Annotated in this window: 20 protein-coding genes and 1 tRNA gene; 17 read left to right on the forward strand and 4 right to left on the reverse strand. The window is 74.2% G+C overall.

What is annotated here, in order from left to right:
* Nucleotides 1–173 precede the first annotated feature (173 nt).
* Nucleotides 174–1208, forward strand: coding sequence for a hypothetical protein (locus tag AC07FY_RS04895; protein ID WP_479000456.1), 1035 nt, complete (start codon nt 174–176; stop codon nt 1206–1208).
* A gap of 103 nt (nt 1209–1311) precedes the next feature.
* On the forward strand, nt 1312–3129 hold the full coding sequence (locus AC07FY_RS04900; RefSeq protein WP_479000459.1) for an ABC transporter ATP-binding protein: 1818 nt from the start codon (nt 1312–1314) through the stop codon (nt 3127–3129).
* Between the two features lie 47 nt (nt 3130–3176).
* On the opposite strand, the gene AC07FY_RS04905 is transcribed toward AC07FY_RS04900, so the two are convergent.
* Together AC07FY_RS04905 and AC07FY_RS04910 are read right to left on the reverse strand one after the other, a co-directional pair.
* Nucleotides 3177–4229 (reverse strand): NUDIX domain-containing protein, encoded by a 1053-nt coding sequence (locus tag AC07FY_RS04905; RefSeq protein WP_479000462.1) that lies wholly within the window; start codon nt 4227–4229, stop codon nt 3177–3179.
* A gap of 35 nt (nt 4230–4264) precedes the next feature.
* The gene (locus tag AC07FY_RS04910; protein ID WP_479000465.1) at nt 4265–4888 is read right to left on the reverse strand and encodes a LysE/ArgO family amino acid transporter; all 624 of its coding nucleotides are present in this window, start codon (nt 4886–4888) and stop codon (nt 4265–4267) included.
* 68 nt (nt 4889–4956) lie between these two features.
* On the opposite strand from AC07FY_RS04910, the gene AC07FY_RS04915 reads away from it, so the two are divergent.
* From AC07FY_RS04915 to AC07FY_RS04940, 6 genes are all read left to right on the forward strand, one after another.
* Nucleotides 4957–5922, forward strand: a complete 966-nt coding sequence (locus AC07FY_RS04915; RefSeq protein ID WP_479000468.1) for a LysR family transcriptional regulator ArgP — start codon at nt 4957–4959, stop codon at nt 5920–5922.
* 68 nt (nt 5923–5990) lie between these two features.
* On the forward strand, nt 5991–7073 hold the full coding sequence (gene corA / locus AC07FY_RS04920; protein ID WP_479000471.1) for a magnesium/cobalt transporter CorA: 1083 nt from the start codon (nt 5991–5993) through the stop codon (nt 7071–7073).
* 318 nt (nt 7074–7391) lie between these two features.
* The gene (locus tag AC07FY_RS04925) at nt 7392–7745 is read left to right on the forward strand and encodes a DUF805 domain-containing protein (RefSeq protein WP_479000474.1); all 354 of its coding nucleotides are present in this window, start codon (nt 7392–7394) and stop codon (nt 7743–7745) included.
* Between the two features lie 204 nt (nt 7746–7949).
* Nucleotides 7950–10169, forward strand: a complete 2220-nt coding sequence (locus AC07FY_RS04930; protein WP_479000475.1) for an NADP-dependent isocitrate dehydrogenase — start codon at nt 7950–7952, stop codon at nt 10167–10169.
* 253 nt (nt 10170–10422) lie between these two features.
* A complete protein-coding gene (locus tag AC07FY_RS04935; protein ID WP_479000477.1) occupies nt 10423–12138 on the forward strand; it encodes a glycoside hydrolase family 71 protein in 1716 nt (571 codons plus the stop codon).
* A 142-nt stretch (nt 12139–12280) separates the two neighbouring features.
* Entirely contained in the window at nt 12281–13426 is a 1146-nt protein-coding gene (locus AC07FY_RS04940; RefSeq protein ID WP_479000480.1) for an aminotransferase class V-fold PLP-dependent enzyme, read from the forward strand.
* A gap of 6 nt (nt 13427–13432) precedes the next feature.
* Here the strand turns inward: AC07FY_RS04940 and cobF are convergent, their stop codons facing one another.
* Entirely contained in the window at nt 13433–14185 is a 753-nt protein-coding gene (cobF, locus tag AC07FY_RS04945; protein WP_479000482.1) for a precorrin-6A synthase (deacetylating), read from the reverse strand.
* A gap of 18 nt (nt 14186–14203) precedes the next feature.
* Between cobF and AC07FY_RS04950 the strand changes: the two genes are divergently transcribed.
* Genes AC07FY_RS04950 through AC07FY_RS04965 form a run of 4 tightly spaced genes read left to right on the forward strand, consistent with a single transcriptional unit; the run spans nt 14204 to nt 17448 of the window.
* The gene (locus tag AC07FY_RS04950) at nt 14204–14959 is read left to right on the forward strand and encodes a (Fe-S)-binding protein (RefSeq protein WP_479000485.1); all 756 of its coding nucleotides are present in this window, start codon (nt 14204–14206) and stop codon (nt 14957–14959) included.
* A complete protein-coding gene (locus tag AC07FY_RS04955; RefSeq protein WP_479000488.1) occupies nt 14956–16425 on the forward strand; it encodes a lactate utilization protein B in 1470 nt (489 codons plus the stop codon). Before AC07FY_RS04950 ends, AC07FY_RS04955 begins: the two co-directional genes overlap by 4 nt.
* Nucleotides 16422–17054: a LutC/YkgG family protein gene (locus AC07FY_RS04960; RefSeq protein ID WP_479000491.1), complete on the forward strand. Its 633-nt coding sequence runs from the start codon at nt 16422–16424 to the stop codon at nt 17052–17054. Before AC07FY_RS04955 ends, AC07FY_RS04960 begins: the two co-directional genes overlap by 4 nt.
* Before the next feature lie 4 nt (nt 17055–17058).
* Entirely contained in the window at nt 17059–17448 is a 390-nt protein-coding gene (locus tag AC07FY_RS04965) for a VOC family protein (protein WP_479000493.1), read from the forward strand.
* A gap of 70 nt (nt 17449–17518) precedes the next feature.
* Here AC07FY_RS04965 and AC07FY_RS04970 read toward each other — a convergent pair whose 3' ends face one another.
* Nucleotides 17519–18061 carry a DUF309 domain-containing protein gene (locus AC07FY_RS04970; protein ID WP_479000496.1) on the reverse strand — a complete coding sequence of 181 codons (543 nt, stop codon included), beginning with the start codon at nt 18059–18061 and terminating at the stop codon, nt 17519–17521.
* Between the two features lie 108 nt (nt 18062–18169).
* Between AC07FY_RS04970 and AC07FY_RS04975 the strand changes: the two genes are divergently transcribed.
* The 5 genes from AC07FY_RS04975 to AC07FY_RS04995 all read left to right on the forward strand — a co-directional run bounded on the left by AC07FY_RS04975 (nt 18170) and on the right by AC07FY_RS04995 (nt 21641).
* A tRNA-Pro gene (locus tag AC07FY_RS04975) sits at nt 18170–18243 on the forward strand.
* 409 nt (nt 18244–18652) lie between these two features.
* Nucleotides 18653–19024 (forward strand): STAS domain-containing protein, encoded by a 372-nt coding sequence (locus tag AC07FY_RS04980; RefSeq protein ID WP_479000498.1) that lies wholly within the window; start codon nt 18653–18655, stop codon nt 19022–19024.
* 81 nt (nt 19025–19105) lie between these two features.
* Nucleotides 19106–19561, forward strand: coding sequence for an ATP-binding protein (locus AC07FY_RS04985; protein WP_479000501.1), 456 nt, complete (start codon nt 19106–19108; stop codon nt 19559–19561).
* 122 nt (nt 19562–19683) lie between these two features.
* Entirely contained in the window at nt 19684–20724 is a 1041-nt protein-coding gene (locus tag AC07FY_RS04990; RefSeq protein ID WP_479000504.1) for an enoyl-CoA hydratase/isomerase family protein, read from the forward strand.
* A gap of 128 nt (nt 20725–20852) precedes the next feature.
* On the forward strand, nt 20853–21641 hold the full coding sequence (locus tag AC07FY_RS04995) for a TetR/AcrR family transcriptional regulator (protein WP_479001563.1): 789 nt from the start codon (nt 20853–20855) through the stop codon (nt 21639–21641).
* The last annotated feature ends 41 nt before the right edge of the window (nt 21642–21682 follow it).

Here is a 21682-nt window from a genome sequence, read left to right on the forward strand (position 1 = left end):
ACAGCGTCGCACGCCGTGTCGAGAGTCTGTTGAGCCTGTGGTGATCAGGTGTTGAACCCTGCCGTACAGAATCGCCGTGCCGCGGGCACGCCGGAGACGGTCCGGTACCCCCCGCCCGCCCCCCTGGCCGCCGGTGGCGCCGGGCCTGACCATACATTCGGAGGCGGACGTCCGTGAACACCGCACTGCTGTACCGGCTGCTCGACGCCGACCCGGCCGCCGGGCCGGCCGAACTGCTCCACCGCGCCCGCGCCGACCGCCACGTGCCGCACCTGGTGCTCTCCGCCCTGGTCCGCGACGGCGTCCGGATGGGCGAGCCCGCCCGCGCCGAACTGCGCCGCGCCCGCGACCGCGTCGCCCAGTACGCCCGGCTGGCCGCCGGCCTCGCGCACTCCACCGGCGTCCGCGCCATCCGGGGCCTGCCGCTCACCGGTTACTACCCGGCCGACCTGCTCCGGCCGATGGACACCCTCGACCTCGTCGCCCCCGACGAGGCGGCCCTGTGGCAGGCCGTCGTCCGCCTGGTCACCGACCACCCGGTGGAGCACATCGACGTCTCCCTGCTCGGCGACCGCCCCCACCACACCGCCGTCACCCTCCACTGGCCCGCCGAGGACCCGCTGGCCGACCCCTGGTACCGGGTGCATCTGACCACCGCGGCCCTGCCCGGTGACGGCTCGGCCGTGCCCGTCCGGCCCTACCTGGTCGCCGACGAGGACGACGAATGCCTCATCGCCCTCGCCGAGTCCTGTCTGCGCCGGCCGGCGCTGCCGCCCGGTCCCGTCACCCTGCTCGACGTCGCCGTCCTCGCCGGCCGGTCCTTCTCCGAGCCCGCCGAGACCGCCGCCGTGCTCGCCGCCTACCGCCTGGCCCCGGAGGCCGCCACCCTCCTCGACCACGCCGCCGGCCACCTCCCGCTCGGCCCCCTCGCCGCCGTCCGCGCCGAACTCACCCGCGAACTCGCCCCCGAGCACCGCCGCCGCGCCGAAGCCGCCTCCCCCCGGGGCCTGCCCACGCGCCGCGGCACCCTGCTGCGGCGCACCGTCATCCGCCACGCCTGGGACGAGGCCCGCTTCCTCATCCCCTCCTCCGACACCCCTCTGCTCCTCACCCCCGTCGCCGACTACCTCCTCGCCCCGGCCCCGCCCACCCCCACCCGGCGCACCGCAGCCCTTCAGGCCCTCCACCACTGGGACAGCCTCTGCTGACGCGGCAGGAGGCCCGGGTCCGCCGAAAACACGTGGACGGCCCGGGCGCGGGCGCGGGACACTGCGGACCTTGTCCCCACTGATCCGACACGGCAGGGTTGTGATGGAATCACCCCGATCGCACGGAAGTTCGCCGGGCCAGGGGCCGGTGCTGCTCGCCCTGCGCTTCTACGGACGGGAACTCGCCCGGCTGCGCACGGTGGCCGTCCCCGCGATGCTGCTCCCGGCGCTCGGCAACATCGGCCTCACCTACCTCGCGCCGCTGGTCGTCGCCAAGCTCGTCGGCCGCATCGCGGACGACGACACCGGCGGCGGCATCGGCGCGACACTGCCCTACGTCCTGGCCTTCGCCGGCTGCCTGCTCCTCGGGGAGGCGCTGTGGCGGGTCGGCTACCACTGCCTGAACCGCCTCGACGCCCGCGGCATCGAGCACCTGTACGTGATCGGGATGGAGGAGCTCTACGCCAAGGACGCCGCCTTCTTCCACGACAACTTCGCCGGCTCGCTCACCAAGCGGGTCCTCAGCTTCGCCTCCCGCTTCGAGGAGTTCGTCGACACCCTGACGTTCTCCGTCGTGGGCAACTTCCTCCCGCTCGTGTTCGCCTCGGTGGTCCTGTGGCAGTACGACCCGCTCCTCGTCGCCGGGCTGCTGACGCTGATCGCCTTCACCGGCCTGTGCGCCGCCCCGCTGATCCGGCGCCGCCAGGTGCTCGTCGCCGAGCGGGAACGGGCGATCGCCCGCGTGTCGGGGCACGTCGCCGACAGCCTGATGAACATGGACACGGTCCGGGCCTTCGCCGCCGAGGCGAGCGAGGCCGCCGAGCACCGGTCCCGGGTCGCGGAGTCCCGGCGGCTCATGCTGCGCTCCTGGGACTACGGCAACCTGCGCATCGACACGCTGGTCGCGCCGATGTCCGTGCTCACCAACGTGCTGGGCCTGCTGCTCGCCGTCGCCCTGGGCGTGGGGGAGCACGGGGTCGAAGGCGTCATCGTCGTCTTCACCTACTACGCCGCGGCCACGCGGATCATGTTCGAGTTCAACCAGATCTACCGGCGCCTGGAGAGCTCGATGACGGAGGCCGCGCAGTTCACCGAACTCCTGCTGGAGCCGCCGACCGTGCTCGACCCGGCCGTCCCCGAGCCGCCGGCCGCCGGGGCCGCCGACGTCCGCTTCGAGCGGGTGGCCTTCGCCCACGCGGGCGGGAAGCCGCTCTTCGAGGGACTCGACCTGGCCGTGGCCGGGGGGACGAAGATCGGCCTCGTCGGCCGGTCCGGCGGCGGCAAGACCACGCTCACCCGGCTGCTGCTGCGGATGACGGACGTCGACGCCGGCCGCATCCTGATCGGCGGTCAGGACATCCGCCACCTGTCCCAGGCCGATCTGCGGCGCCGCATCGCCTACGTCCCCCAGGACCCCGCCATGTTCCACCGCACCCTGCGGGAGAACATCGCGTTCGCGCGGCCCGACGCCACCGAAGCCGAGATCCGGCGCGCCGCCGAGGCGGCCCACGTCACCGAGTTCGCGGACGCGCTCGCCGACGGCTTTGACACCATGGTGGGCGAGCGCGGGGTGAAACTCTCCGGCGGACAGCGCCAGCGCGTCGCCCTCGCCCGGGCGATCCTGCGCGACGCGCCGGTCCTGCTGCTCGACGAGGCCACCAGTGCCCTGGACTCCGAGAGCGAGATCCTCGTCCAGGACGCGCTGTGGCGGCTGATGGAGGGGCGGACCGCGCTCGTGGTGGCGCACCGGCTGAGCACGGTCGCCTCCATGGACCGGCTCGTCGTCCTCGACCGCGGCCGGATCGTCGAGCAGGGCTCCCACCGGGAACTGCTCGCGGCGGACGGCACCTACGCGAAGCTGTGGCAGCACCAGTCGGGCGGCTTCCTCGACGACACCCCCGCCACGGCCGACCCGCACTGACCCGCCGCGGGCGCCACCCCCGGCCGGCCCGTGACGGGCCGCGCGCGCTACCCCCGGGCCGGGCGGCCCGCGTGGAGTTCCAGGGGGCCGGCTCCCGTGGCGCGGGCGGTGAGGGCCGCCTTGACCAGGCGTCGCAGGGAGGGCTTGACGAGATCGCGCAGTTCCCCGGCTCCGGCCGTGCGCCAGGCGAGGAGCTCTACGGGGTCGAGGCGGACGCGGGCGAGGGCCGGCGCGTCGAGGACGCCGCCGTCGTAGAGGAAGCGGACGCGGGCCAGCCGTCCCGGCTTGTGGGACCAGTCGACGGCGAGGAGCCGTCCGGGGGCGAGGTCGAGGCCGATCTCCTCCCGGACCTCCCGCCGGGCGGCGGCGCGCGGGATCTCGCCCAGGTCGCTGTCGACGCCGCCGCCGGGCAGCTGCCAGCGCCGGGTGTTCCCGTACGCGGGCCGCACCAGCAGGATCCGGCCGCCGGTGTCGGTCAGCAGCACGCTCGCCGCGGTCGTCGCCTTCGGCCGGCTGGCCCGGTGCCCGGCGGCGTCGAAGGCGCCCGCGTGCTCCAGTGCGCCCCGGGCGGCGGGGGCCAGGCCCGCCGGGGAGCCGGGCTGGGGCACGCCGTCGACCAGGTGCGCCAGGGAGCCGGTGTGCAGGGCGGACAGTGCGGCGCGCAGCCGGGGTGCGATCCGGGCGGGCAGCACCGCGTACGCCTCCTCGGGCCGCAGCCAGCGCGCCCGGGTGATCTCGCCGTCCGGGAAGGAGATCGAGGCGGCCTCCTCGGGCCGCAGCGGGCCGATCAGGTGGACGTGCACCACGAGGGAGCGGCCGAGCTCACCGGGCGGCCGGGAGTCCACCGCGAGCAGCCGGCCCACCGGCAGGCTCAGGTCCAGTTCCTCCTTCAGCTCGCGGGCCAGCCCCTCCTCCGGGGTCTCGGTGCCCTCGACCGTGCCGCCGGGCAGCTCCAGGTCCGTCTTGTAGGAGGTGGTCAGGACCAGGACCCGCCCGCTCGTGTCCAGCACGATCCCGGTGGCGGCCAGGAGCGGGGCGGACTGGGCGGCGTAGTACGCCCGCACCGCGTCGGGGGAGGGGCGGTCGGGTACGGCGGGCACGGCGGGCTCCACTCCTCGGTCGGGCTGCAGGTCGGTCAGGCGCGGGCCAGAAGCAGACCGCCCATGGTCACCATGGTCGCCGCGACGAGCCCGTCCAGCACCCGCCACGCGGAGGGCCGGGCCAGCAGTCCGCTGAGCAGCCGGGCGCCGTAGCCCAGCGTTCCGAACCAGGTCAGGCTGGCCAGACCGGCTCCGATGCCGAAGGCCCACCGCAGGTCGCCCCGGTCGGCCGCGAGGGAACCGAGCAGCAGGACGGTGTCCAGGTAGACGTGCGGGTTGAGCCAGGTCATGGCCAGGCAGGTCAGGACGGCCCGGCGGCCCGATCCGGCCGAGGCCCCGTCCGCGCTGAGCGCGGCGCCCGGTACGGGCCGCAGCACCCGTCGGGCGGCGAGCACCCCGTAGGCGATCAGGAAGGCGCCGCCGGCCAGCCCCACCACCGTCAGCGCGGCGGGCCAGGCGGTGACGAAGGCCCCGACGCCGGCGACGCCGAGGGCGATCAGGAGGGCGTCGGACACGGCGCAGATGGCGACGACGGCGAGCACCGCCTGGCGGCGTGCGCCCTGGCGCAGGACGAAGGCGTTCTGCGCGCCGATGGCGACGATGAGGGAGAGGCCGGTGCCGAAGCCGGCGAGGGCCGCCGTGATGATGCCGTGTGTCATGCCTCGACCGTAGGCACCGCGGCTGCTTCAGTACAGCTAAGGATTTTTACGTACCATTAGCGCTCGTGATGGACGAGCTTCCCCTGGACCAGGTACGGACGCTGCTGGCCGTGGTGGACGAGGGCACCTTCGACGCGGCGGCGGCCGCCCTGCACGTGACCCCGTCCGCCGTCAGCCAGCGCGTCAAGGCCCTGGAGCAGCGCACCGGGCGGGTGCTGCTGATGCGGACCAAACCGGTGCGGGCGACGGACTCCGGGGAGGTGGTGGTCCGCTTCGCCCGGCAGCTGGCCCGCCTCGAGCGCGACGCGCGGGCCGAGCTGGGGATGGCCGAGGGGACGGGCCCGGTGCGGCTGCCGATCGCGGTGAACGCGGACTCGCTCGCGACCTGGTTCATGCCGGTGCTGGGCCGGGTGCCGCAGGACCCGCCGGTCTGCGTCGAACTGCACCGCGAGGACGAGTCGCACACGACCGCGTTGCTGCGGGAGGGCCAGGTGATGGCGGCGGTGACCTCCTCACCCGACCCGGTGGCCGGATGCAGCGTACGGATGCTCGGCCGGGCGCGTTACCTGCCGGTGGCGAGCCCCGGGTTCGCCGCCCGGCACCTCACCGGGGCGCTGGAGGCGGACCTCCGGCGGGCACCCACCATCGTCTTCGACCGCAAGGACGAGCTCCAGGACGCCTTTGTCCGCTCGCTGGCGGGGTCGGGCGCGGGCTCCCGGGCGGGGTCCCGCGCGGGATCGGGGACAGGGGTGCGGGCCGTCGACGCCGGACCGGTACGGCACCTCGTCCCCACCTCGGAGGGGTTCCGGGACGCGGTGGTTGCCGGGCTCGGCTGGGGGATGGTGCCCGAGCAGCAGGCCGGGCCGTTGCTGCGCACGGGCGGGCTGGTGCTGCTCGCGCCGCGGCGGCCCATGGACATCCCGCTGTACTGGCAGCAGTGGAAGCTGGACTCGCCGGCGCTCTCGCTGGTGGCGCGCCTGGTCGCGGAGGCGGCGGGGCAGGCCCTGCGGGGGCCCGGGACGGCGCCCGCGTGAGGCCGGCCGGGCCGGACGCGATGGCACACTGGCCGGTGATCCGCCGAAAGAGGAGCACGTCGTTGTCCATGTTCAGCACCTTCCGCCGCGTCGTGCGCCGCGGCTACCGGCGCGCCGTCGACCTCAGCCACCCGGCCCGATCCCCGCTGGGCAGCGCCGTGGTCAACTGCGTGGTCTACCGGGACGGGGTGCGCCAGGACGGCTGCGCCGAGGCCGAGGAGGCACTGCGCCGGGTCCGCAAGGCGGGCTGCGGTTTCGTCTGGATCGGCCTGCACGAACCGACGGAGCCGGAGCTCGCCGGGCTCGCCGCGCTGTTCGGCCTGCACCCGCTCGCCGTCGAGGACGCCGTGCACGCGCACCAGCGGCCCAAGGTGGAGCGGTACGACGACACGCTGTTCTCCGTGTTCAAGACCGTGCGCTACGTCGAGCACGAGGAACTCACCGCGAGCAGCGAGGTGGTGGAGACCGGCGAGCTGATGGCCTTCACCGGCGAGGACTTCGTCATCACCATCCGGCACGGCGGCCGCGGCACGCTCGGCCCGGTCCGCGAGGAACTGGAGGCGTCCCCGGAGCAGCTGGCCAAGGGGCCGGCGGCCGTGCTGCACGCCATGGTCGACCACGTGGTCGACGACTACGTGGCCGTCACGGACGCGGTGCAGTACGACCTGGACGCCGTCGAGACCGCGGTGTTCAGCGAAACGGGCGGGCGCGCAGACGCCGGCCGGATCTACCAGCTCAAGCGGGAACTGCTCGAGCTGCGACGGGCGATGGCCCCGCTCAGCCGCCCGCTGGAGCAGCTGGCGACCCAGCCGATACCGGTGGTCCCGGCCGACTTCCGCGCGTACTTCCGGGACGTGGCGGACCACGTGACCCGGACGACCGAGCAGATCGGCGCCTACGACAACCTGCTGGACTCCATCCTCCAGGCCCACCTGGCGCAGGTGACGGTGGCGCAGAACGAGGACATGCGCAAGATCACCGCGTGGGCGGCCATCGTCGCCGTGCCGACCATGGTCTGCGGGGTGTACGGCATGAACTTCGAGCACATGCCCGAGCTGCACTGGACGTACGGGTACCCGCTGGTCCTCGGCGTCATGGCGGTCGCCTGCTTCGTCATCCACCGCGGCTTCCGGCGCAACGGCTGGCTCTGACCGGCTCGGTACGTCTGCGGGGACCCTTGCCCCATCGGCTGACCGGGCGGGCCGGGCTGGCCGGGCGGTAACGATGTGGACACTGATCACCGCGGGTTTCGCGGTGCGGAGCGGGGCCCGGCAGCGGACGTTTCGGACGTCCCCGGACACGGCGCCCCTCCGTGCCGCGCCCAGCGCACGGCGGACGCCGGATATCGGGCCCTGTGGCCGAATTGGCCCCCCGGCAAAGTGGCTTGACCTCGATGTAAGGGGGGCATAAGTTCTGCCCCGGCTTGCTCCAGCAGGACGGGCCCGAACCACCGTCCTCTGGGGGGACTCATGAACCACTACGTCAACGTTCTGAAGAAGTACGCCGACTTCTCCGGCCGCGCCCGCCGCCAGGAGTACTGGATGTTCTTCCTGTTCCAGATCGCCGCCCTGGCCATCGTCGCGATCCTGGACGCCGTACTGGGCACCTCTCCGTGGCTGTACGCGCTCTACGCCCTGGGCACCTTCCTTCCCAACCTGGCCGTGACCGTGCGCCGCCTGCACGACATCGGCAAGTCCGGCTGGTGGGTCTTCATCGGCGCGGTGCCCCTCGTCGGCTTCATCTGGATGATCGTCCTGCTGGCCACCGCGGGCAACGACCAGCCGAACCAGTACGGCGCGAACCCGAAGGTCCTCGCGGCCTGATCCGGCTCTCGGGCCGTCACGCCTGAGCGCCGCCCCCGGCTGGGAACAGCCGTGGGCGGCGCTTTTCGCGTGACGCGGAGCCGGCGTGACCCGTGTCTCCCCCGGCTCGTGGCAGGGGGCTGTGCTCGTCGGGCCGATCAGGAGATATCTTGATGTCGAGCAATGTTGCAGACGAGAGACGCAGACTGTGGAGCGGAGCATCCGGTGACTGACTCGACCATCATCTACACGCACACTGACGAGGCCCCGGCCCTCGCGACGTATTCGTTCCTGCCTGTGATCCAGGCGTACGCGTCGACGGCCGGTGTGAATGTCGAGACCCGTGACATCTCCCTGGCCGGTCGGATCATCGCCAGCTTCCCCGAGCACCTCGAGGAGAGCCAGCGGATCGCCGACGCCCTCGCCGAGCTCGGCGAGCTGGCGAAGACCCCCGAAGCCAACATCATCAAGCTTCCCAACATCTCGGCTTCGATCCCGCAGCTCAAGGCCGCGGTCGCCGAGCTCCAGGGTCAGGGCTACGCCCTCCCGGACTACCCGGACGACCCCAAGACCGACGAGGAGCGGGAGATCCGCGCCCGCTACGACAAGGTCAAGGGCAGCGCCGTCAACCCGGTCCTGCGCGAGGGCAACTCCGACCGCCGCGCCCCCGCCTCGGTCAAGAACTACGCCAAGGCCCACCCCCACCGCATGGGTGCCTGGAGCTCCGACTCCAAGACCAACGTCGCCACCATGGGGCGCAGCGACTTCCGCTCCACGGAGAAGTCCGCGGTGATCGCCGAGGCCGGCACCCTGCGCATCGAGCACGTCGACGCCGACGGCGCCACCACCGTCCTGCGGGAGTCCGTACCGGTCCTGGCCGGCGAGGTCGTGGACGCCTCCGTCCTGCACGTCGACGCGCTGCGCACCTTCCTCAACGACCAGATCGAGCGCGCCAAGGCCGAGGGCGTCCTGTTCTCCGTGCACCTCAAGGCCACGATGATGAAGGTCTCCGACCCGATCATCTTCGGCCACGTGGTCCGCGCCTTCCTGCCCAAGACCTTCGCCCGCTACGGCGCCGCCCTCGCCGCCGCCGGCCTGTCGCCCAACGACGGCCTCGGCGCCATCCTGAACGGCCTGGGCGCCCTGCCCGACGGCGACGCGATCAAGGCGTCGATCGACGCCGAGATCGCCGAGGGCCCGGCCCTCGCGATGGTGGACTCGGACAAGGGCATCACCAACCTGCACGTCCCGTCCGACGTCATCGTCGACGCCTCGATGCCGGCCATGATCCGCACCTCCGGCCACATGTGGGGCCCGGACGGCAACGAGGCCGACACCCTCGCGGTCCTGCCGGACAGCAGCTACGCCGGCGTCTACCAGGTCGTCCTCGACGACTGCCGCGCCAACGGCGCCTTCGACCCCTCCACCATGGGCTCGGTGCCGAACGTCGGCCTCATGGCCCAGAAGGCCGAGGAGTACGGCAGCCACGACAAGACCTTCGAGATCGCCACCGCGGGCACCGTCCGCGTCGTCGACGCCGAGGGCACCGCGGTCCTGGAGCAGGAGGTCGCCGCCGGCGACATCTTCCGCGCCTGCCAGACCAAGGACGCGCCGATCCAGGACTGGGTCAAGCTCGCCGTCACCCGCGCCCGCGCCACCGGCGTCCCGGCCGTCTTCTGGCTGGACGAGGACCGCGCGCACGACGCGCAGCTCATCGCCAAGGTGAAGACGTACCTGGCCGACCACGACACCGAGGGCCTGGAGATCAAGATCCTGTCCCCGGTGGAGGCCACCGCCTTCTCCCTGGAGCGCATCCGCCGCGGCGAGGACACCATCTCGGTCACCGGCAACGTGCTGCGCGACTACCTGACCGACCTCTTCCCGATCCTGGAGCTGGGCACCAGCGCCAAGATGCTGTCGGTGGTCCCGCTGATGAACGGCGGCGGCCTCTTCGAGACGGGCGCCGGCGGCTCGGCCCCCAAGCACGTGCAGCAGCTGGTCAAGGAGAACTACCTGCGCTGGGACTCGCTCGGCGAGTTCCTCGCGCTGGCCGTCTCCTTCGAGCACCTCGCCACCACCACCGGCAACGCCCGTGCCCAGGTGCTGGCCGACACCCTGGACCGCGCGACCGGCACCTTCCTCAACGAGGACAAGTCGCCGAGCCGCAAGCTGGGCGGCATCGACAACCGCGGCAGCCACTTCTACCTCGCCCTGTACTGGGCGCAGGAGCTGTCCCGGCAGATCGACGACCCGAAGCTGGCGGCGGCCTTCGAGCCGCTCGCCAAGACCCTCGCCGAGCAGGAGCGGACCATCGTCTCCGAGCTCATCGCGGTGCAGGGCTCCCCGGCGGACATCGGCGGCTACTACCAGCCGGACGCCGCCAAGGCATCGGCGGTCATGCGCCCGTCCGAGACCCTCAACAAGGCGCTGGCGCTGCTCGCCTGACGGCGGTGGTCCCCGCGTGACGTGCTCCGCCCCGGCCGGCTCCGTGCCCGGCCGGGGCGGACCCGTGTCCGGCCCGGGCGGACCGGTGTCCGGCACGCCGTGCGGGCCGGGGGTGCGCCGGATGCCTCCGACAGGCGCCTGCCGCCCCGCAGGTGGGGCCGCCCGCCGTACGGAACGGTTGTCCGGACGGCGCACATGGGCTCTACTGCTGTGCAGCCCCCGAACGCGGGGCGGGTGCGCGGGAGGGGCCAGGATGGACACGGACCGGCGGGCAGGGCGGCGGCCGGAGCGGACGGACCGGCCGGTGTCGCACCGGCGCCGGAGGGGGTTCCGCGGCCGCAGGCCGCTGCTGGCCCTGCTGCTGTCCGGCTTCCTCCTCCTCGGGGTGTGCGCGGCCACCGGCATCGCCTGGGACCCCTTCGACGCCCCCTCGGCGCACGGCGGTTCGGCCCCGCAGATCGGCGTTCCGTGGCCGGCCGGCGAGGGCGCCACCGCGACGCCCGGCGAGTCCGCACCGGCCGCCGCGACGCCCGGGGCGAGCCCCGCACCCACGGGCGCGGCCGCGGAGGACGGCACCGCAGGCGCCTCGGACACCGCGGCGGGCCGCCCGGCCGGCGCCCTGCCGTTCGACATGCCCGCACCCGCCGCGCTGCGCTCCGGCGCGGCGGGCCGCAAGCTGGTCTTCGCCCACTACTTCACCCCGTACCCGCTCTCCTTGGACAACGCGCCGGCGGACGGCGACTACTACACCCGCCACTACCTGAACCCGGACGGCGAGAGCGGCAAGCACGGCAGGTACGGCGGGTTGCTGCGCGACCGGCCGCTGCCCGCCGCCCCCCGCCAGGGCGACTGGGAGTACGCCAACCTCCAGCAGGAGGTGCGCACGGCCCGCGCGGCCGGCATCGATGGATTCACCCTCGACATGCTCTCCTTCTCCGGCCGCAACTGGGACCGCTGCAACCTGCTGATGGCGGCGGCCCGTTCGGTCGACCCGGCCTTCAAGATCATGCTGATGCCCGACATGACCTCGCTGAAGACCGACGATCCGCGCGTACTCGCCGGAGCCATCGCCACCCTCGGCGACGCGCCCGCCGCCCACCGCCTCCCCGACGGCCGGCTCGTCGTCTCCCCCTTCAAGGCGGAGGAGAAGAGCGCCGCGTGGTGGAGCCGGGTCCTGGAGGTCCTGCGCTCCGAGCACGGCGTCCGGACCGCGTTCGTCCCGCTCTTCCTCGACTTCGCCGCCCACCACGAAGCGTTCGCCCCCCTCAGCCACGGCTTCTCCGAATGGGGCAGCCGCAGCTACGTCGGCCAGGAGGGCAACACCCGCGACGTGCGCAAGGCCCACGCCCTGGGCAAGATCTGGATGCAGCCCGTCTCGGTCCAGGACGCGCGCCCCAACCAGGGCGTCTACGACGAGGCCGGCAACACCGCGACCCTGCGCTCCACCTGGACGCACGCCATCGAGGACGGGGCCGACTGGGTCCAGCTCACCACTTGGAACGACTACTCGGAGGGCACCCAGTTCGCGCCCTCCCTCCACAACGGCCACACCTACCTGGACCTGTCCTCCTACTACCTCACCCGGTTCAAGACCGGCAGCTGGCCGGAGATCGTCCGCGACACCCTGTACCTCACCGCCCGCACCCAGTTCGCGTCCGCCGACCCGACGGGCGGTCAGTCGCTGCTGATGGCCCCGCGCAAGGGCACCGCCCCGCCCCGGGACACAGTCGAGGTGCTCAGCTTCCTCGCCGGACCCGGATCGGTCCGTACGACGGTCGGATCCGCGCAGAGCACCCACGAAGCGCCCGCCGGGGTGCACGCCGAACTGCTGCCGCTGAAACCGGGCGCGGCCTCCGCGGCGGTGGTCCGCGGCGGCCGGCCCGGCGCGGAGGTGCGGCTGCCGTACGCGGTGGACCGTACGGTGGAGGTCCAGGACCTCCAGTACTACGGGGCCACCAGCGGGCGGTAGGACGGCGCGGCGAAGGCGGCCCGCGGCCTGACGGCGTCGCCGGGCAGGCCACCCTGTCGGGATTGGCCTTGTCCGACCGGGGGCCGCGCCCTGCACCATCCGGACCAGCCCCCCGCACCGTCACCCGCCCTCCGGAGGCACCGTGTCCGAGCCCAGCACCCCGACCCCCTTCCCCGGCGGCAGCTCCCTCTTCCGCCTGGACCCGGCGGTCTCCCACCTCAACCACGGCTCGTACGGCGCGGTCCCCACCCCGGTCCGCGAAGCCCAGGAGGCGTTGCGCGCCGAGGCACACGCCGACCCCGACGCCTTCTTCAGCGGGGTCGCCGAGCGGCTCGACGGGGCCCGCGGCCGGATCGCGGCCCGCCTGGGCGCCGACCCCGAGGGGATCGCCTTCATCTCCAACGCCACCGAGGGCGCCAACCTCGCGCTCGCCGCCATCGAGCTCTCCGACGGCGACGAGATCCTGGTCACCGACCACGGCTACGGCACGGTGACCGCGGCGGCCGCCCGGCGCGCGCCCGTCACCACCGTGGCCCTCGACCCGCACCTGCCCGACGAGGACGCCGTGCGCGAGGCCGTCCTCGCGGCGCTCACCCCTCGCACCAAAGTGGCCCTGCTCGACCACGTCAGCTCGCCCACCGCCCGCGTCATCGCGGGCCCGCGGCTCCTCGCGGACCTCGCCGCACGCGGGATCACCACCGTCGTCGACGGCGCCCACACGCCCGGCACCCTGGCCCGGCCGATCGCCGACGGCGCCGACTTCTGGTTCGGGAACCTGCACAAGTGGGGTTACGCCCCCTCCGGCAGCGCCCTGCTCGCCGTGGCCCCGGCCCACCGCGCCCGGATCAGGGCCCTGGTGCCCTCCTGGGAGGACCACCGCGGCTTCCCCCGCTCGGTCGAGTTCCGGGCCACCACCGACTACACGGGCTGGCTGGCCGCCCCCGAGGGCCTCGACCTGCTCGAACGCCTGGACGCCGAACGGGTGCGGGCCCACAACAGCGCGCTCGCCGGCTACGGAGCGGAGCTGCTCGCCCGGCTCCCCGGGTTCACCGCCCTCCCGCACACCCCGGGCCTTCCGCTGCGCTCCGTCCTGCTGCCGGCCGGCCTCGCCGAGACCCCGGAGGCCGCCGCCGCGCTGCGCGAGGAACTCGCGGCGAAGCTCCGTATCCGGGTCCTGGTCTGGCCCCGGCCGGGCGGCGGCGGCCTGCGCGTGTGCGGGCAGGTCTACAACCGCCCCGAAGAGTACGAACGCCTCGCCGCCGCCCTGCCCGCCTTCCTCGCGGGGTGAGGCGGCTCAGCCGCGCCGGAGCAGGTAGGTGTCCATGATCCAGCCCTTGCGGGCCCGCGCCTCCGTGCGCAGCTCCTCGATCCGCCCGGCGACCTCCGAGAGCTTCCCCGCGACCAGGATCTCGTCCGGGGTGCCGACGTAGGCCCCCCAGTAGATGAACAGCTCCTGGTCCAGATGGGCGGTGAAGGCGTGCCGCGCGTCCAGCATCACCACCACGTCGTCCACGTCCTCGGGCCAGCCCTCGGCCAGCCGGCGGCCGGTGGTGATCTGGACCGGCCGCCCCACCCGGTTCAGGTTGGTCCGGTGCCGCGCCAGCAGCGCCGAGACACTGCTGATGCCCGGGACCACCTCGTGCTCGAAGGCCACCCGGCCCCGCTCCAGCACCTCGTCGAGGATCGCGAGCGTGGAGTCGTAGAGCGAGGGGTCGCCCCACACCAGGAACGCCCCGGTCTCACCCTCCGCCAGATCCTCCGCGATGAACCGCTCGAAGATCTCGGCCCGCGCGCTGCGCCAGCCGTCCACCGTCGGGGCGTAGTCCGCGGGCGTCCGGTCCCGGTCCGGGTCGCGCCCCTCCACCAGCCGGTGCCCGGGACGCGCGTGCTCCTCGAGCATCGCGCGCCGCAGCCCGGTCAGGTCCGCCTTCTCCTCGCCCTTCTCCAGGATGAGGAATGCGTCCGCCGCGCCGATCGCCCTGACCGCCTGGAGGGTCAGATGGTCCGGGTCGCCCGCGCCTATGCCGATCACTGAGAACTTCTTCACGCCGCTATTCTGCCCGTCATGCGCGCCGCCCTGTTCGTCACCTGCGTCAACGACGCGCTGTACCCGCGCACGGGCATCGCCGTCGTACGGCTCCTGGAGCGGCTCGGCGTCACCGTGGACTTCCCCGCGACCCAGACCTGCTGCGGGCAGCCGCAGTACAACACGGGCTACCGCCGCGAGGCCGAACCGCTGCTGCGGCGCACCGCCGAAGCCTTCGCCGGGCACCGGTACGTGGTCACCCCCTCCGGTTCCTGCGCCGCGATGATCCGCGAGCACTACCCGCGGATCGGCCGGCGGGCGGCGGCGGAGGGACGCGGCGGCGAGCTGGCCGCGCTCGCGGCGGACCTGGCGCCGCGCGTCCACGAGCTGACCGAGTTCCTCGTCGACGTGCTCGGCGTGACCGACGTCGGCGCGTACTTCCCCCACACCGTCACCTACCACCCCTCCTGCCACGGCCTGCGCGCACTCGGGCTGGGGGACCGTCCGCGCAGGCTGCTGACGGCCGTCAGGGGCCTGGAACTGGTCGAACTGCCCGGAGCCGAGGAGTGCTGCGGCTTCGGCGGGACCTTCGCGGTCAAGAACCCGGACGTGTCCGCCGCGATGGGCGCCGACAAGTGCGAGAGCGCCGCCGCCACCGGCGCGCGGGTGCTGTGCGGCGCCGACAACTCCTGCCTGGCCCACCTCGACGGGCTGCTGCGCCGCGCCGCAGCGCCGCTGCGCACCCTGCACCTCGCCGAGATCCTGGCCGCCACCGAGGAGGAACCCCTGCCATGAGCGGCACCTTCCTCGGCTTCCCCGCGTTTCCCCAAGCGGCCCGCGAGGCCGTGCGGGACGACGTGCTGCGCGCCAACCTCCGCCGCGCCACCCACACCATCCGCGACCGGCGGGCCCGCGCCGTCACCGAGCTGGCGGACTGGGACCGGCTGCGCGCCGCGGGCAAGGCGGTCAAGGACCACACGCTGCGCCACCTCGACCGCTACCTCCTCCAGCTGGAGGCCGCCGTGACCGCCGCCGGGGGCACCGTGCACTGGGCGGCCGACGCCGCGGAGGCCAACCGGATCGTCACCGACCTGGTGCTCGCCACCGGCGCGCGGGAGGTCGTCAAGGTCAAGTCCATGGCCACTCAGGAGATCGGCCTCAACGAGGCGCTCGAAGCCGCGGGGATCGCCGCGTACGAGACCGACCTCGCCGAGCTCATCGTGCAGCTCGGGCGCGACCGGCCCTCGCACATCCTGGTCCCGGCGATCCACCGCAACCGGGCCGAGATCCGCGAGGTATTCCGCACGCAGATGGGCCGTTGGGGACGGCCCGCGCCCGACGGGCTCGGTGACGACCCGCGCGAACTCGCCGAGGCCGCCCGCCTGCACCTGCGGGAGAAGTTCCTGCGGGCCGAAGTCGCCGTGTCGGGGGCCAACTTCATGGTCGCCGAGACCGGCACCATGGTCGTCCTGGAATCCGAGGGCAACGGCCGGATGTGCCTGACCCTGCCCGAGACCCTCATCTCGGTCGTCGGCGTGGAGAAGGTCGTCCCGACCTTCCGGGACCTGGAGATCTTCCTCCAGACACTGCCCCGCTCCTCGACGGCCGAGCGGATGAACCCGTACACCACCATGTGGACCGGCACCACGGACGGCGACGGACCCGCCGCCTTCCACCTCGTCCTCCTCGACAACGGCCGCACCGACACCCTCGCCGACGAAGTGGGCCGCCAGGCCCTGCGCTGCATCCGCTGCTCCGCCTGCCTCAACGTGTGCCCCGTCTACGAACGCGCCGGCGGCCACGCCTACGGCTCCGTCTACCCGGGCCCCATCGGCGCCATCCTCAGCCCCCAACTGCGCGGCACCGGCAGCGGGATCGACGCCTCGCTGCCGTTCGCCTCCACCCTGTGCGGCGCCTGCTACGAGGTCTGCCCCGTCGCCATCGACATCCCCGAGGTCCTGCTCCACCTGCGCGAACGGGTGGCGCAGGGCGGCCCCGTCACCCGCGACGGCGTCCGCGTCACGATCCGTCCGGCGCACGGCCACACCGCGGAACGCGCCGCGATGCGGGCCGCCCGGATCCTGCTGGACCACCCGGGCGCGCTCCGCGCGGGCGAACGCCTGCTGGCCCGGGCCCGCCGGCTGCGCCCGCGGCGGCTGCCCGGACCGGGGCGCGCCTGGACCGACAGCCGCGAACTGCCCGCCCTGCCCGCGGAGCCCTTCCGCGACTGGTGGGCCCGGGAACGGGAGGCTTCCCGATGAGCAGCAGGGACCGCATCCTGGCCCGCGTCCGGCGGGCGGTGGGGGACCGGGGGCCGGAGCCGCCGGTCCCGCGCGACTACCTGCGCGTCCACGGCGCCCGCACGCCCGCCGAGCGCGCCGACCTGCTCGCCGCCCACCTCGCCGAGTACCGGGCCGGGGTCCACCGCACGGACGAGGACGGACTCCCGCCGCTGCTGACGCGGCTGCTCGCCGCGCGCGGATCCCGCACCGTCCTGGTCCCGTCCGCCCTGCCCGTGCACTGGCTCGCGGCGGCGGACGCGACCCGTGTCCCCGACCTGGCCGCGTCCACCCCGGCCGACCTGGACCGCGTGGACAGCGTCGTGACCGGCTGCGCCCTGGCCGTCGCCGAGACCGGCACGATCGTCCTCGACGGCGGCCCCGACCAGGGCCGGCGGCGCATCACCCTGATCCCCGACCACCACATCTGCGTGGTCCGCGTGCCGGACCAGGTGGTGGACTCCGTACCGCAGGCGCTGGAACGCCTCGATCCGCTGCGCCCCCTGACCTGGATCTCCGGCCCCTCCGCCACCAGCGACATCGAACTGGACCGGGTGGAGGGTGTGCACGGCCCCCGCATCCTGGACGTGGTCCTCCTCGGCGCACAATGAGCGCATGCCCTCCCACATCGCCCTCACCGCCCTCCTGGTCCACGACTACGACGCGGCCATCGAGTTCTACACCCGCGCGCTCGGCTTCGACCTCGCCGAGGACACCGCCCTCCCCGGGGGCGCGCGCTGGGTCGTGGTCCGCCCGCCCGGCGCGCAGGGGGCCGCCCTGCTGCTGGCCCGCGCCGAGGGCGAGGCGCAGCGCTCCCGGGTCGGGGACCAGACCGGCGGCCGCGTCGGGTTCTTCCTGTACACCGACGACTTCGCCCGCGACCACGCCCGGATGACCGCCGAGGGCGTCCGCTTCCTCGAGGAGCCGCGCCACGAGGCGTACGGCTCCGTCGCCGTCTTCGAGGACCTGTACGGAAACCGCTGGGACCTGCTGCAGCCCGCCTAGGCCCTGCCGTCGAAGTCTCCCGCCTGGCCCGCCCATCGGTCGGGCGGCCACCGGCCGGCCGGCGCGTCGGTCAGGCGGGGCCCGGCCGGTTCGGGGCGCCCGTCCGCTTCGGGGCGCCCGGACGGCCCGCGAGCGCGGGGGCCTCGGCCACCGCGTCGACGGGCTCCCCGGCCGCCACCCGGCCGGCCAGCGCCCTGGCCCATCCGACCAGACCCGCCACGTCGATCCCGTAGGCGGCCTCCTGCCCGGCGAGGGCACCGGCTCCGCGCAGCAGCAGCCGCGCCCCGCCCACCGCGTTCCCGCGCGCGGCGTGGGTGAGCCCCACCGCGAGCTGCGCGAGCCCGCGCCACAGGGGAGCCGCCGCCTCCGGCCCGGACTTCCAGGCGTCCTCGAACACCTCGTGCGCGTGGAAGGGCATCCCGGCGTCCAGCAGCCGCTGCGCCTCCGCGACCGTCTCCCCCGGCGAGCGCACCACGCCCTCGGGCTGCCGCTCCACCCCGGCCGCCCCGTACGGCAGCGGCCGTCCCAGCCCGTCCCGGGGCCGCGCACTGCGCGCCCGCCCCTCGTCGTCCCTGTCCCGAATTCGTTCCGGTTCCCGATCCCGTGCGTTCACCCCCTCATCCTCACCCCCGCCGATTACCGGTGCATGAACACCCCTCCCCGTGGGGTAATGTTCTGCATGTGCCGCCGAGGAGGGGGAAACCCCAGGTCGCAGGCACAACGGGACGTGGCGCAGCTTGGTAGCGCACTTGACTGGGGGTCAAGGGGTCGCAGGTTCAAATCCTGTCGTCCCGACTTGCGAGTATGCAGGTCAGAGGCCGTATCGGAGTGATCCGATACGGCCTCGAACCGTTTTCGGGGGCCGGTGCGCGGTCCTGCCCGGGGCATGCCGGTTCGCGCCCTTCCGCGTGCGGGTATCCAGGGGTGGTGAAGAAGCTCCGGGAACTGATGGCCGCGCCGCCCGAGTTCGGGCAGGGCGCGGGCGGCCCCGGGTGGCCGGGCCACCGGGGGCGGGGTCCCGCGCCGCCGTGTCCGCCGGGGCCGGCGTACGCCGCTGGCATACACCCCGGCGGGGCATCCCGCACCCGGAGGGCGCGGGATGGAACGCGGCCGGCGGCCGGCCCGGTACGGCAGCGGCCGGGCCGGAGGCGTATCCGCGCGGCTTCTGGGAAGGCGCATGAACGGAACGGAAGGGTGATGAGGGATGGTTCCGGAAGCGGACGACGCGCGCTTCACGGTCGCGGTCCAGCACGTGAACGGAGCCGTCGTCATCGAGCTGGCGGGGGAGCTGGACCATGACACGGCCCAGCCCCTGCGTGACGCCCTCGACACGGCGGCCGCCCGCGGCGGACGGCTGCTCGTGAATGTGGCGGACCTGGGGTTCTGCGACTCCACGGGCCTGAACGTGCTGCTGCACGGCAGACTCACGGCCCTGGAGGCCGGCGGCAGCGTGGAGCTGGCCGGGCTGCAGGGCTCCGTCGCCCGGATGTTCCGGATCACGGGCGCCGACGGGATCTTCCCCGTCCACGCCGATGTGGCGCACGCGCTGAGCGGGACGGAGGGTCCGCCGGCCTAGCACCACCGCACGACCGGTGGCCGGGCACGGCACTGCACACGGCACGGCTACGGAACGTCGACACTAGGGAGTCGGAGCGTCATGGAACTGCGGGGGTCACCCGACCGGACCTGGTACCTGGTACTGGACGGGGCCACCGACGTCGTGACGCGCAGCCGCGACTTCGCGCGCCGGGCCCTGGCCGCATGGCGCTGGCTCCCGGCCGCGACCCAGGAGGCGCGCGACGCGGCCGACGACGTCCTGCTGCTGGTGTCCGAGGTGGTGGCCAACGCCTGTCTGCACGGCGGCGGGCCGAACGCGCTGCTGCTGGACTGCGACGAGGAGCGGCTGCGCATCGAGGTGACCGACGGCAACCCCGCGCCGCCGGTTCCCGTGCGGCCCCGGCCGGGGGGCAGGCCGGGACAGCCCGGCGGGCACGGGCTGGTGATCATGAACCGGCTGGCCCGCAGCTGGGGTTCACGGCCCCGGCCCGACGGCAAGTGCGTATGGCTGGAGGTGGCCGCACCCGCCGGCATCAGCCGTCCGGAGCCGCGATGATCTCCGTGGTGGCGTCCTCCACAACACCAGGGCGCAGCCGTTGCTCCCACGCCGTCCGGGCGCGGCCGGGCCACCGGGTCCGGCTGTCCGGGCCGAAGGGGTGACCGGACATACTGGCCGGTGTGAAGACCGAAGACGACACCGTCCTGTTCGCCGTCGAGGGCCGGACCGCCGTGATCACCCTCAACCGCCCCAAGGCCCTCAACGCGCTCACCCACCCCATGGTGGTGCGCATGGCCGAGGCCCTGGCGGACTGGGAGCGGGACCCGGCCGTCCAGCAGGTCCTCATCCGCGGCGCCGGTGAGCGCGGCCTGTGCGCGGGCGGCGACATCCGGGCCATCCACGACGACGCCAAGGCCGGCACGGCCGCCTCCGCGGAGTTCTGGCGCGACGAGTACCGCCTCAACGCCCGCATCGCCCGCTACCCCAAGCCCTACGTCGCCCTCATGGACGGCATCGTCATGGGCGGCGGGGTCGGCGTCTCGGCCCACGGCGGCGTCCGCATCGTCACCGAGCGCTCCCGCGTCGCCATGCCCGAGACCGGCATCGGCTTCGTGCCCGACGTCGGCGGGACCTGGCTGCTCGGCCGCGCGCCCGGCCGGCTCGGCACCCATCTCGCCCTCACCGGCGCGGCCGTCGGCGCGGCGGACGCCCTGCTGTGCGGACTCGCCGACCACTTCGTCCCCGCCGCGCGGCTGCCGGAGCTGACCGCGGCCCTCGCCCAGGCTCCCGTCCACGAGGTGCTGCCGCGCTACGCGGCCGCGCCCCCGCCCGGTGAACTCGCCGCCCACCGGGCCTGGATCGACCACTGCCACGCGGCGGACGGCGTCGAGGAAATCGTCGAGCGGCTGCTCGCCCAGGGGGAGCCGGCCGCCAAGGAGGCCGCCGAGACCGTCCTCGCCAAGTCCCCGACCGCGCTGAAGGTCACCCTCGCGGCCGTGCGCCGGGCCGCCGCCCTCGGCTCGCTGGAGGAGGCGCTGGTCCAGGAGTTCCGGGTCTCGTGCAACGCCCTGTCCTCGCCCGACCTGGTGGAGGGCATCCGCGCCCAGGTCATCGACAAGGACCGCCGCCCGCGCTGGTCGCCGCCAGCGCTGGCGGACGTGACCGGCGCGGACGTGGAGCGGCACTTCGCACCGCTCGCGGGCGGGGACCTCGAGCTGTGACCCGCCGCGGCGGGCCGGCCCGCCCGCCGGGGTGAGATTTACCGCGAGGCACGGGGGCGGCCCGGCATATTTTGTACCGTGTACGGAATACGGCGTAGAGCGTTTCTGCGGAAGCGGGGAGGGTTGACCTGGCGAGGGACCGCAGCGGCGCGGGGGACCCCGCCCGGACGCTCGAGCTGCTGTGGCGCGGGCCGGGCCGGGAGGCCGCCGCGGGCCGGCGAGGCCCGCGGCAGGGGCTCAGCGTGGACACCGTGGTCCGCGCCGCGATCACCCTCGCCGACGAGCAGGGGCTGGCCGCCCTCACCATGCGGGCGCTCGCCCAGCGCCTCGGGGTGACACCGATGACCCTCTACACGTACGTGCCCGGCAAGGCCGAGCTCCTCGACCTGATGCTGGACGACGCCTACCGGACCATGGACCGCGCCCGGCCCGCGGCGGACGCGGCGGACGCCGGGGAAGGGCCGGAGCCCTGGCAGGTGCGCGTGACCCGCGTCGCCGAGGACAACCGGGCCCTGCTCGCCCGCCACCCGTGGATCGCCGACCTGTCCGGCACCCGGCCGCCGCTGGGCCCCGGGGTGATCGCCAAGTACGAGTACGAACTCGCCGCCTTCGACGGGATCGGCCTCACCGACCCCGAGATGGACGCCGCCCTGACCCATCTCCTCGGCTTCGTGCACGCCGGGGCGCCCGCCGCCGCCGAGGCCGCCGAACGCGGCGGCCGGCAGAGCGACGACGCGTGGTGGGCCGTCAGCGCCCCGCTGCTGCGGCAGGCCATGGACCCGGCGCGCTACCCGCTCGCCGCCCGGGTCGGCAGCGCGGTCGGCGGCTACGACCCGGACGCGGTCTGGGCCTTCGGCCTGCGCTGCGTCCTGGACGGCCTGGCCCGACTGATCGAATCCAGGCCCTCACAGCACTAGGTCCTGTCGTCGAAGTGGCGCGGGCCAGGCGGGACTTCGAC

The sequence above is a fragment of the Streptomyces sp. NPDC045967 genome, assembly GCF_056430495.1.